This window comes from Deltaproteobacteria bacterium (assembly GCA_016223005.1).
Taxonomy (GTDB): Bacteria; Desulfobacterota; GWC2-55-46; order UBA9637; family GWC2-42-11; genus JACRPW01.
On sequence record JACRPW010000002.1, the window covers coordinates 1 to 9360 of the forward strand.

Genomic DNA, 9360 nt, shown 5'->3' on the forward strand with positions numbered 1-9360 from the left:
ATTATTCACCATTCACTAATTACTGTTCACTATTCACTGTCTTTAAAGGGAGAAGGATATGCAGGCTCAGAAAATAAGAATAAAGTTAAGGGCGTATGACAACAGGCTTTTAGACCATTCTGTAAAAGAGATTGTAGAAACAGCAAAAAGGACAGGGGTAAGAATTATAGGACCCATACCACTTCCCACAAAGATAAATAAGTATTGTGTGCTTCGTTCTCCTCATGTGGATAAAAAGTCTAGAGAACAGTTTGAAATCAGAACACATAAAAGGCTTATTGACATACTGGAGCCAAACCAGCATGCTGTAGATGCACTAATGCGATTGGAACTTCCTGCTGGCGTGGATGTGGAGATAAAATTGTAGAAAAACCGTTATACGTGTGCGTTATAAGTGAGCGTGAAAAACAAAATCTTTTCGTATAACGCATCACGCACACGCATCACGGTATTGAGAGGTTATTTATGTTAGAAGGTATATTAGGCAAAAAGATTGGTATGACTCACATATTTTTAGAAAATGGTCATGATATTACAGTAACTGTTATAAAAACAGGTCCTTGTTTTGTTGTTCAAAAAAAGACAGTGGATAAAGAGGGATATAATGCCCTGCAGGTTGGTTTTTGTGAGAAAAAGGAAAAAAGGACAACAAAGCCTCTTTCAGGTCATTTTAAAAAAGCAGGAACAAAGCCATGCTACCACCTAAAAGAATTCAGGTGCAGTGATATTGATGCATATCAGAATGGTCAGGCGGTCAGCGGTTGTGATATATTTAAAGTTGGAGATTTTGTGAGTGTTTCAGGCAGGACAAAGGGCAGAGGTTTCCAGGGTGTTGTTAAGAGATGGAATTTTGCAGGTGGTGCAAAGACGCATGGCTCAATGTTCAATAGGGCGCCTGGTTCTATAGGTTCAAGTTCTGACCCTTCAAGGACATATAAAGGTCATAAGCACCCTGGACATTACGGCAATGAGGGCTTAACTGTAGAGAACCTCCAGATTGTTGGCGTAAGGACTGATGATAATGTTATACTTGTAAGGGGTGCTGTGCCAGGACCTGTTAACGGTATATTAGAGGTAAAAAGGTCAAAGAAAAAACAGGTAACAGGCTGAAGACAAAGGGACAAAAAGGGAGTAGACAATGCTTTTAGATGTCATTGACATAGATAATAAAAAGGTTGATACCATTGAAATAAAAGAAACCCTCTTTGGTGAAAAAGTAAATGAGCATCTCATTTACGATGCAGTAAGGATGCAGATGGCTAATAAAAGGGCAGGAACTGCATCAACAAAGACAAAAGGTTTTGTAAGTGGCGGCGGCACAAAACCGTGGAAGCAGAAGGGAACAGGCAGGGCAAGGTCAGGCTCAATCCGTTCTCCACTGTGGAGACATGGCGGCATTGTCTTTGGTCCTCATCCGCGAGATTACTCTTATCAAATACCAAAAAAGATGAGAAGAGAGGCAGTAAGGTCAGTAATCTTATTAAAACTAAATGAAAATAAGATAAGGGTTATAAATGAAATAAATCTGGAGCAACCTAAAACAAAACTTGTAATGGATATTTTGAAAAGATTAAATGTAACATCAGGTTTGATAATTATTAGTGATTGTAACAGAAATCTGGAGCTTGCAGCAAGAAATTTACAAGACAGCAAGATTCTTAAGACAGACGGCTTAAATGTATATGACCTTTTAAATTACGATAACTTAATTATCACAAGGTCTGCTGTTGAAAAGATACAGGGGGTGTTTGGAAGGTGATAACAAGTGCATACAATATAATTAAGGGGACTGTTATAACTGAAAAAAGTACACAGAAAAGGACAGAGTCAAATCAGGTTATTTTCTGGGTTGATGTTAAGGCAAATAAAAGTGAGATTAAAAAGGCTGTAGAGAAGGCATTTAGTGTGAATGTCCTTGATGTTAATACAATAAAAATGCCCGGTAAAGTTAAGAGGCTCGGCAGGCATTCAGGCAGGACATCTATTAGAAAAAAGGCGTATGTAACACTGAAAGAGGGAGATAAAATAGAATTTTTTGAAGCAGCGTGAGCCATACGGCAATTGTAAATTGAAGATTGCAAATTGTAAATTTTAAAATGGAAAACAAATATAGAATCTAAAATCTAAAATTTCCAATTTCCATTGGACAATGGAGCGGAGCGACAGGATGCCAGTAAAAACATATAAACCAACATCACCAGCTATGAGAAAGATGACCACCTTAACCTTTGATGAGATAACAAAGGATAAGCCGGAGGAATCGCTTCTTAAGCCGCTGAGGAGAACAGGCGGCAGAAATTCAAGTGGCAGGATTACAAGCAGGTGGATGGGCGGCGGTCATAAAAGGATGTACAGGATTATTGACTTTAAAAGGGATAAAAGAGATGTCCCATCTAAAGTTGCATCAATTGAGTATGACCCAAATCGTTCTGCAAGGATTGCTTTGCTACACTATACAGATGGTGAAAAGAAATACATACTTGCCCCTGTTGAGTTAAAAGTTGGAGATACGGTAACTGCAGGTACGAATGCTGATATAAGGGCAGGGAATGCATTGCCTATTAAATCCATCCCTGTCGGAACATTCATACATAATATTGAACTAAAGATTGGCAAGGGTGGACAGATGGTTCGGTCCGCAGGTGGTTATGCACAACTTATGGCAAAGGAAGGCAAGTATTCTCAAATAAAACTGCCATCAGGTGAGGTAAGGTATGTCCTGCAGGATTGTTACGCAACCATAGGACAACTCGGTAACCTTGACCATGAGAATGTTGTTATAGGCAAGGCAGGCAGAAACAGGTGGCTGGGTCGTAATCCGCGGGTCAGAGGTGTTGCTATGAACCCTGTTGACCATCCGCATGGCGGTGGTGAGGGTAAAAGCAAAGGCGGTAATCATCCGCAGAGTCCATGGGGGACGCCTACAAAGGGCTTCAAGACCAGACGAAACAAGGCAACAGACAAGTATATTGTGAGCAGGAGGAAGAAATAAAAAGTTATAATTTCAGGAGGAAGAGATAGTGGCGAGGTCATTGAAAAAGGGTCCGTTTATTGATTCCCATCTTATGAAGAAGGTAGAATCTATGAATGAAGCAAAGTCCAAGAAGGTTATAAAGACATGGTCAAGACGGTCTACAGTAGTGCCTGAAATGGTAGGACATACAATCGCGGTGCATAACTGAAAACATGGTTGGTCATAAACTTGGTGAATTTGCCCCGACACGGACATTCCATGCCCATTCAGGGGATAGAAAAACAAAGGTTGCGCCAACAGCGGCATAAAAACAGTTTAAAAAGTTTAAGAAGTTTAATAAAAAGGATATAAAAATGGAAGCAAAGGCAATATTACGATATTTGAGGGTGAGTCCTCAGAAGGCAAGACTTGTTGTTGATATGATAAGGGGTAAGAATATTCAGGATGCAGTAGATATTCTTAATTTCACCCAAAAAGCCTGTGCAAGAGATGTTTTGAAATTAGTAAAAAGTGCTGCTGCAAATGCCGAAAATACAAAGAACATGGATATGGACAAATTGTATGTTAAAAAGGCAGTTGTTGATGGCGGCCCAGTAATGAAAAGGGTGAATCCAAAGGCAATGGGCAGGGCAAATACAGTCAGAAAAAGGACAAGTCATATAACGGTAGTGCTAGAAGAGTTAAAGAGTTAAGGAGTTAAGGAGTTAAGGAGTTTTTACTCTTAAACTGTATTTGCATTAACTCTATAACTCCTAAACTCAACAAGGGAGGTTAATTTGGGTCAAAAGGTGCATCCAATAGGTTTGAGATTAGGGATAATTAAACAGTGGAACTCAATATGGTATGAGGATAAGAATTATGCGAAACTACTGCATGAGGATATTAAAATTCGCAGGTTTCTAAAAGAGAAATTGTATCATGCAGGAGTTGCCAGGATTGATATAGAAAGGGCATCAGAGAGTATCAAGGCAATTATTCATACTGCAAGACCAGGTATAGTCATAGGCAAAAAAGGGGCAGAGATAGATATACTTAAAAAAGATGTTGTAAAATTTGCCGGCAAGAATATTGAGATAGATATTCAGGAGATAAGAAAACCAGATTTGGATGCTCAACTTGTTGCTGAAAGTGTCGCACTCCAGTTGGAAAGAAGGGTAACATTCAGAAGGGCAATGAAAAAGGCTGTAACAACATCACTTAAGATGGGCGCTAAGGGTATAAAGATATTATGCGCCGGAAGACTTGGCGGTGCTGAGATAGCAAGAACAGAATGGTATAGAGAAGGCAGGGTCCCGCTTCATACACTGCGGGCTGATATAGATTATGGTTTTGCAGAGGCAAAGACAACATACGGTATTATAGGGGTAAAGACATGGATATTTAAAGGGGAGGTTCTTCCGCAGGTTCATGGTGCAGCAGAGGGAGGAGTAAAATAACTTATGTTAATGCCTAAAAGAACAAAATTCAGAAAGCAGCAGAGGGGCAAGAGAAGAGGTATTGCAATTTCAGGGGCCGAACTAAGTTTTGGCGATTATGGACTACAGGCTACAGAATGTGGATGGATTACAACAAGGCAGATAGAGGCTGCGAGGATTGCTATGACCCGTTTCATTAAAAGGGGCGGCAAGATATGGATAAGGATATTTCCTGATAAACCGATAACAAAAAAACCCGCTGAGACAAGGATGGGCAGCGGCAAGGGTGCGCCTGAAGATTGGGTTGTGGTTATTAAGCCCGGCAGGATACTTTATGAGATGAAGGGCGTTACCAGAGATGTTGCTGGAGAGGCGTTCAGACTTGCATCTCATAAACTTTCCATTGCAACAAAAATTGTATTAAGAGAAGGTGTTGAATAAGCCGCATCATGGTCTATAGGGGCAAGGTTAGTTTTATAAATAATTAAGGAGGTCCATGAGGGTGAAGACAGGGGAGATTAGAGAAATGACAGGTGATGAACTATCCCGAAGGGAGATGGACTTAAAAAAGGAACTGTTTGTCTTGAAAGTGCAGAATGCATCAGGTCAGGCAGAAAATCCGATAAGGATAAGACATATAAGGCGGGATATTGCAAGGGTAAAGACTATAGCAAGGCAGAAAGATAAGAAGGCAGGGAGTTAAATAAAATATATGGAAAACAAAAGAAGGATAAGAAAAACAAGGATGGGTACTGTAATCAGCGATAAAATGGGCAAAACAGTTGTGGTGTCTGTTGAAAATCTTGTGAAACATCCGTTGTATGGAAAGTATATCAAAAAACGGGTAAAATTTATGGCACATGATGAGAAAAATGACTGTAAAATTGGCGACAAGGTTTTGATTGTAGAGTCAAGACCTATTAGTAAGAATAAGGTCTGGAGGGTAAAAGAGGTGCTTGAGAGGGCAACTGTATGATACAGATGAGAAGTATTTTAACTGTGGCTGATAATTCAGGTGCGCAAAAGGTTTCATGTATAAAGGTTCTGGGCGGCACCAGGAAAAGGTATGCACGAATCGGCGATATTATTATAGTATCTGTCAAAGAGGCTATTCCTCATGGCAAGGTTAAAAAAGGGGATGTTGCGAGGGGTGTTCTTGTACGTGCTATAAAGGAAACAAAAAGACTAGACGGTTCCTATATAAAGTTTGACGATAATTCTATAGTCCTTATAAATAAGGATAATGAACCGATAGGCACACGAATCTTTGGCCCTGTTGCTAGAGAACTTAGAGCAAAGAGATTTATGAAGATTGTCTCACTGGCACCTGAAGTATTGTAAGTTTAAAAAGTTTAATAAGTTCAACGAGTTTAAAAGTCAGGAGATAAAATGCAGGTTGCAAAATATAAGATAAAAAAGAATGATCAGGTAATGATTATCACTGGAAGAGAAAAGGGTAAGACAGGGAGGGTTATAATGGTAATCCCCGATAATGCAAAGGTGGTTATTGAAAAACTCAATATTGTAAAAAGACATACCAAAGCCTCTGCAAAAACAAAGCAGGGCGGAATTATTGAGAAGGAAGCACCTGTATCCATTTCAAATGTGATGCTTATTTGCGAAAGATGTAAAGGACCTGTTAGAGTTGGCAGAAAGATTTTAGAAGATGGCAAGAAAGTAAGATACTGCAAGAAATGCGGAGAGGTATTGGAGAAATAAAAAAGTAATCAAGAGGGTTAAATGGCAAGGTTAAAAGAGATTTATAAAAAAAATATTATACCTGCAATGATAAAAGAGTTTAAGTATAAAAATATTATGCAGGTGCCAAAACTTGAAAAGATTGTTGTAAATATGGGACTTGGCGAGGCGGTACAGGATATAAAGGTCATTGACAGTGCAGTGAATGAAATAACTGTAATTACAGGACAAAAACCTCTTGTTACACGTGCGAAAAAGTCCATAGCAACATTCAAGTTAAGGGCAGGTATGCCGATAGGATGTATGGTTACACTAAGAGGGGAAAAGATGTATGAATTTTTTGACCGTCTTTTAAATTTTTCTATCCCCCGTGTGAGAGATTTTAAGGGTGTATCTGATAAATCGTTTGATGGCAGAGGTAACTATACATTGGGGATAAAAGAGCAGATTATATTCCCGGAGATTGATTATGATAAAATCGGTAAAATCCGTGGAATGAATATTACGATAACAACAACAGCAAGGACAGATGAAGAGGCAAAGGCATTATTGAAGTATTTTGGGATGCCGTTTAAATGACATTCTGCGAATGTTAAATTGGAATTGGGAATTAGAAATTGAAAATTTTAAAGTGAATGAAAAAATAAATTCGCGATTTAACATTTGCAATTTTCATTTTACAATTTGAGCGAAGCGAAGGGGAGGTTTTGTGGCAAAGAAGTCTTTAATAGCAAAGGCAAAGCGGAAGCCAAAGTTTAGTGCAAGACAGTATAACCGTTGTCCTCTATGCGGGAGACCAAGGGGGTATCTGCGTAAATTTAATATGTGCAGGATATGCTTCCGTAAGTTGGCTTTACAGGGTGAAATAGCAGGTGTAATAAAATCAAGCTGGTAGTTTAAAAAGCAATTAGGAATTAAAAATTACGAATTAAGAATTGTATTAATTCCTAATTCCTAATTCCTAATTCCTAATTTGTAATTGTATTTAAAAAAGGAGTTTAAAATATGGCAACAACAGATCCAATAGCAGATATGCTTACAAGGATAAGGAATGCAAGCAAAGCAGGTCATGAAAAGATGGATGTGGCATTGTCCGGAATTAAATTGGAAATTGCCAGAATTCTAAAAGAGGAAGGATATATAAAGGATTTTGTGGTAGTTAAAGATAATAAACAGAGTTTAATTAGAATCCATTTGAAATACGACTCTTCCAAAAGAGGGGTAATATCTTCTATAAAAAGGATAAGTAAGCCGGGAATTAGGGTTTACATGAAGAAAGATAAACTTCCAAAAGTTCTTGGTGGTATTGGGACTGTAATTGTATCAACATCTAAAGGGATAGTTACAGACAGGAAGGCAAGAGAGATGGGGCTTGGAGGAGAGATTATCTGCACAGTATATTAAATACAATTACGAATTAAAAATTAGGAGTTACAAATTGTATTTAATTCATAATTCATAATTGCCTTTGAAAAGGGAGTTTAAGATGTCAAGAATTGGTAAAAAGGTAATATCTGTCCCAAATGGGGTAAAGGTTAATCTAAATGGCGGTGTTGTAAGTGTTGATGGTCCGAGAGGTGGTCTTTCTTACTCAATAGGCAAAGGCATTTCTGCTGAAATTTCAGGGGGTGAGATAAGAATATTTTGCAATGCAGGCGGCAGAGATGAAAACGCATTACATGGACTGACGCGAAGCATTATTGCAAATATGGTTAAGGGTGTTACAGATGGTTTCACAAGAAAACTTGAGATTTCAGGTGTAGGCTACAAGGCAGAGGTTCAGGGCAGTTATCTAAATCTGAATTTGGGATATTCTAACCCTGTAAGATACCAACTTCCAAAGGGTATTAGTGCTGAGGTTGAAAAACAGACCAGTATTACACTCAAAGGTATGGATAATCAACTGATAGGACAGGTGGCTTCTGAGATAAAGGCATTCAGGATACCTGACCCTTATAAGGCAAAGGGGATAAGATACAGTGGTGAGGTTATAAGGCGTAAGGCAGGCAAAGCAGGAAAGGCTGCTGCTGGAGGAAAATAATGACTATTTTTGCAAAAAAGAAATATGCATATCTGAAAAGAAAGTACAGGGTTAGAAAGAAGATTCATGGCACAGAGGAAATGCCCAGATTAAATGTTTATAGAAGTAATACGCATATCTATGCTCAGATTATTGATGACACAAAGGGCAGTACCATTACATCTGCATCATCAGTTAGTGATGAAATAAAGGACATACCTTCTAAAGGAAAAACCGAAGTTTCAAAAAAGGTTGGAGAATTAGTTGCAAAAAATGCAATTTCAAAGGGTATTAATAAAGTGGTTTTTGACCGTGGAGGATTTTTATACCACGGACGAATAAAGGCAGTTGCTGATGCTGCAAGAGAGGCAGGACTAAAGTTCTAATTGTAAACTGAAGATTGGAAATTGAAAATTGTAAAATGTAAAGATGGATTTATAATTTAAAATTTACAATTTGCATTTTACAATTCTCGCGGAGCGAGTAAAGGGAGGGATTATTGGAAAGGATTGACCCCAAAAAAATGGAATTAAAGGAAAAGGTTGTCTATCTGAACAGGGTGGCAAAGGTTGTTAAGGGCGGCAAAAGATTTAGTTTTAATGCTGTCGTGGTTGTGGGAGATGGCAGTGGTCATGTTGGTGTTGGACTCGGAAAGGCAAATGAGGTTCCTGAGGCAATCAGAAAAGGTGCTGAACATGGCAAGAAAAATCTGTTTAAGGTGCCACTTATTGACGGTACAATACCCCATGAGGTTACAGGTTGTTTTGGTGCAGGCAGGGTCATTTTAAAGCCTGCCTCTCCTGGAACCGGAATTATAGCAGGGGGTGCTGTCAGGGCAATTCTGGAATCAGCAGGGATACATAATGTTCTTACAAAATCCATTGGGTCTAATAATCCGCATAATGTAGTCAAGGCAACCCTTGATGGTTTTAGAAAACTAAAGAGTATAGAGATGGTTGCTGAAATGAGGGGTAAAAAGGCTCATGAAATCATTTGAAATCATTCAATAGAAAGATAAAGGCATATAATATGGGAAAATCAATAAAGATTACACTAAAGAAAAGTAAAAGCGGTTCAACAAAGAGACAGCAAGAGACCTTAAAGGGGCTGGGGCTTACAAGATTAAATAAAACTGTTATATTAAATGATACACCCAGTATAAGAGGAATGATAAATAAGGTTTCTCATTTGGTTTCAGTCGGAGAAAAGACTTAAGGCAAAAGGCTTAAGGCTAAAAAAAAAATAGAAAAATG

The 9360-nt window shown here is 38.5% G+C and carries 19 protein-coding genes and 1 pseudogene; all 20 read left to right on the plus strand.

The features are described from left to right. Nucleotides 1-58: 58 nt before the first annotated feature. The 20 genes and pseudogenes from rpsJ (at nt 59) to rpmD (ending at nt 9322) form a co-directional block, all read left to right on the plus strand. Complete coding sequence (rpsJ, locus tag HZC45_00300) at nt 59-367, plus strand: 30S ribosomal protein S10 (protein ID MBI5681612.1); 309 nt, start codon at nt 59-61, stop codon at nt 365-367. 98 nt (nt 368-465) lie between these two features. Further along, nucleotides 466-1110: a 50S ribosomal protein L3 gene (rplC, locus tag HZC45_00305; protein MBI5681613.1), complete on the plus strand. Its 645-nt coding sequence runs from the start codon at nt 466-468 to the stop codon at nt 1108-1110. A 28-nt stretch (nt 1111-1138) separates the two neighbouring features. Further along, a complete protein-coding gene (gene rplD / locus HZC45_00310; protein MBI5681614.1) occupies nt 1139-1759 on the plus strand; it encodes a 50S ribosomal protein L4 in 621 nt (206 codons plus the stop codon). Continuing rightward, nucleotides 1759-2049, plus strand: a complete 291-nt coding sequence (gene rplW / locus HZC45_00315; GenBank protein MBI5681615.1) for a 50S ribosomal protein L23 — start codon at nt 1759-1761, stop codon at nt 2047-2049. Before rplD ends, rplW begins: the two co-directional genes overlap by 1 nt. A 118-nt stretch (nt 2050-2167) precedes the next feature. After that, on the plus strand, nt 2168-2992 hold the full coding sequence (gene rplB / locus HZC45_00320; protein MBI5681616.1) for a 50S ribosomal protein L2: 825 nt from the start codon (nt 2168-2170) through the stop codon (nt 2990-2992). Nucleotides 2993-3020: 28 nt separating this feature from the next. Continuing rightward, a pseudogene (gene rpsS, locus HZC45_00325) lies at nt 3021-3282 on the plus strand (30S ribosomal protein S19). A gap of 45 nt (nt 3283-3327) precedes the next feature. Beyond that, on the plus strand, nt 3328-3666 hold the full coding sequence (rplV, locus tag HZC45_00330; GenBank protein MBI5681617.1) for a 50S ribosomal protein L22: 339 nt from the start codon (nt 3328-3330) through the stop codon (nt 3664-3666). Nucleotides 3667-3750: 84 nt separating this feature from the next. Then, nucleotides 3751-4410, plus strand: coding sequence for a 30S ribosomal protein S3 (gene rpsC / locus HZC45_00335; protein MBI5681618.1), 660 nt, complete (start codon nt 3751-3753; stop codon nt 4408-4410). A gap of 3 nt (nt 4411-4413) precedes the next feature. Then, nucleotides 4414-4830 carry a 50S ribosomal protein L16 gene (gene rplP, locus HZC45_00340; protein ID MBI5681619.1) on the plus strand — a complete coding sequence of 139 codons (417 nt, stop codon included), beginning with the start codon at nt 4414-4416 and terminating at the stop codon, nt 4828-4830. A 61-nt stretch (nt 4831-4891) separates the two neighbouring features. Further along, on the plus strand, nt 4892-5092 hold the full coding sequence (gene rpmC, locus HZC45_00345; GenBank protein ID MBI5681620.1) for a 50S ribosomal protein L29: 201 nt from the start codon (nt 4892-4894) through the stop codon (nt 5090-5092). 9 nt (nt 5093-5101) lie between these two features. Beyond that, nucleotides 5102-5365 (plus strand): 30S ribosomal protein S17, encoded by a 264-nt coding sequence (rpsQ, locus tag HZC45_00350; protein MBI5681621.1) that lies wholly within the window; start codon nt 5102-5104, stop codon nt 5363-5365. After that, entirely contained in the window at nt 5362-5730 is a 369-nt protein-coding gene (gene rplN / locus HZC45_00355; GenBank protein ID MBI5681622.1) for a 50S ribosomal protein L14, read from the plus strand. The genes rpsQ and rplN overlap by 4 nt, the downstream gene beginning before the upstream one ends. Nucleotides 5731-5778: 48 nt before the next feature. Beyond that, on the plus strand, nt 5779-6108 hold the full coding sequence (locus tag HZC45_00360) for a 50S ribosomal protein L24 (protein MBI5681623.1): 330 nt from the start codon (nt 5779-5781) through the stop codon (nt 6106-6108). Nucleotides 6109-6129: 21 nt separating this feature from the next. Next, the gene (rplE, locus tag HZC45_00365) at nt 6130-6666 is read left to right on the plus strand and encodes a 50S ribosomal protein L5 (GenBank protein MBI5681624.1); all 537 of its coding nucleotides are present in this window, start codon (nt 6130-6132) and stop codon (nt 6664-6666) included. Nucleotides 6667-6796: 130 nt separating this feature from the next. Next, entirely contained in the window at nt 6797-6982 is a 186-nt protein-coding gene (locus HZC45_00370; GenBank protein ID MBI5681625.1) for a type Z 30S ribosomal protein S14, read from the plus strand. 110 nt (nt 6983-7092) lie between these two features. Beyond that, nucleotides 7093-7491 (plus strand): 30S ribosomal protein S8, encoded by a 399-nt coding sequence (gene rpsH, locus HZC45_00375; protein ID MBI5681626.1) that lies wholly within the window; start codon nt 7093-7095, stop codon nt 7489-7491. Between the two features lie 82 nt (nt 7492-7573). Beyond that, nucleotides 7574-8128, plus strand: a complete 555-nt coding sequence (rplF, locus tag HZC45_00380) for a 50S ribosomal protein L6 (GenBank protein MBI5681627.1) — start codon at nt 7574-7576, stop codon at nt 8126-8128. Next, nucleotides 8128-8493: a 50S ribosomal protein L18 gene (rplR, locus tag HZC45_00385; protein ID MBI5681628.1), complete on the plus strand. Its 366-nt coding sequence runs from the start codon at nt 8128-8130 to the stop codon at nt 8491-8493. The genes rplF and rplR overlap by 1 nt, the downstream gene beginning before the upstream one ends. A gap of 137 nt (nt 8494-8630) precedes the next feature. After that, a complete protein-coding gene (gene rpsE / locus HZC45_00390) occupies nt 8631-9104 on the plus strand; it encodes a 30S ribosomal protein S5 (protein ID MBI5681629.1) in 474 nt (157 codons plus the stop codon). A gap of 32 nt (nt 9105-9136) precedes the next feature. After that, a complete protein-coding gene (gene rpmD / locus HZC45_00395; protein ID MBI5681630.1) occupies nt 9137-9322 on the plus strand; it encodes a 50S ribosomal protein L30 in 186 nt (61 codons plus the stop codon). Nucleotides 9323-9360: the final 38 nt, after the last annotated feature.

What these genes read in the sequence shown, in the direction of transcription:
- rplR (MBI5681628.1), top strand. Translation starts at nt 8,128, where the DNA reads ATGACTATTTTTGCAAAAAAGAAATATGCATATCTGAAAAGAAAGTAC.
- rpsH (MBI5681626.1), top strand. Translation starts at nt 7,093, where the DNA reads ATGGCAACAACAGATCCAATAGCAGATATGCTTACAAGGATAAGGAAT.
- rpsJ (MBI5681612.1), top strand. Translation starts at nt 59, where the DNA reads ATGCAGGCTCAGAAAATAAGAATAAAGTTAAGGGCGTATGACAACAGG.
- rpsQ (MBI5681621.1), top strand. Translation starts at nt 5,102, where the DNA reads ATGGAAAACAAAAGAAGGATAAGAAAAACAAGGATGGGTACTGTAATC.
- rplV (MBI5681617.1), top strand. Translation starts at nt 3,328, where the DNA reads ATGGAAGCAAAGGCAATATTACGATATTTGAGGGTGAGTCCTCAGAAG.
- rplP (MBI5681619.1), top strand. Translation starts at nt 4,414, where the DNA reads ATGTTAATGCCTAAAAGAACAAAATTCAGAAAGCAGCAGAGGGGCAAG.
- rplC (MBI5681613.1), top strand. Translation starts at nt 466, where the DNA reads ATGTTAGAAGGTATATTAGGCAAAAAGATTGGTATGACTCACATATTT.
- rplN (MBI5681622.1), top strand. Translation starts at nt 5,362, where the DNA reads ATGATACAGATGAGAAGTATTTTAACTGTGGCTGATAATTCAGGTGCG.
- rplD (MBI5681614.1), top strand. Translation starts at nt 1,139, where the DNA reads ATGCTTTTAGATGTCATTGACATAGATAATAAAAAGGTTGATACCATT.
- rplB (MBI5681616.1), top strand. Translation starts at nt 2,168, where the DNA reads ATGCCAGTAAAAACATATAAACCAACATCACCAGCTATGAGAAAGATG.
- rpsE (MBI5681629.1), top strand. Translation starts at nt 8,631, where the DNA reads ATGGAATTAAAGGAAAAGGTTGTCTATCTGAACAGGGTGGCAAAGGTT.
- rplE (MBI5681624.1), top strand. Translation starts at nt 6,130, where the DNA reads ATGGCAAGGTTAAAAGAGATTTATAAAAAAAATATTATACCTGCAATG.
- HZC45_00360 (MBI5681623.1), top strand. Translation starts at nt 5,779, where the DNA reads ATGCAGGTTGCAAAATATAAGATAAAAAAGAATGATCAGGTAATGATT.
- rpmD (MBI5681630.1), top strand. Translation starts at nt 9,137, where the DNA reads ATGGGAAAATCAATAAAGATTACACTAAAGAAAAGTAAAAGCGGTTCA.
- rplF (MBI5681627.1), top strand. Translation starts at nt 7,574, where the DNA reads ATGTCAAGAATTGGTAAAAAGGTAATATCTGTCCCAAATGGGGTAAAG.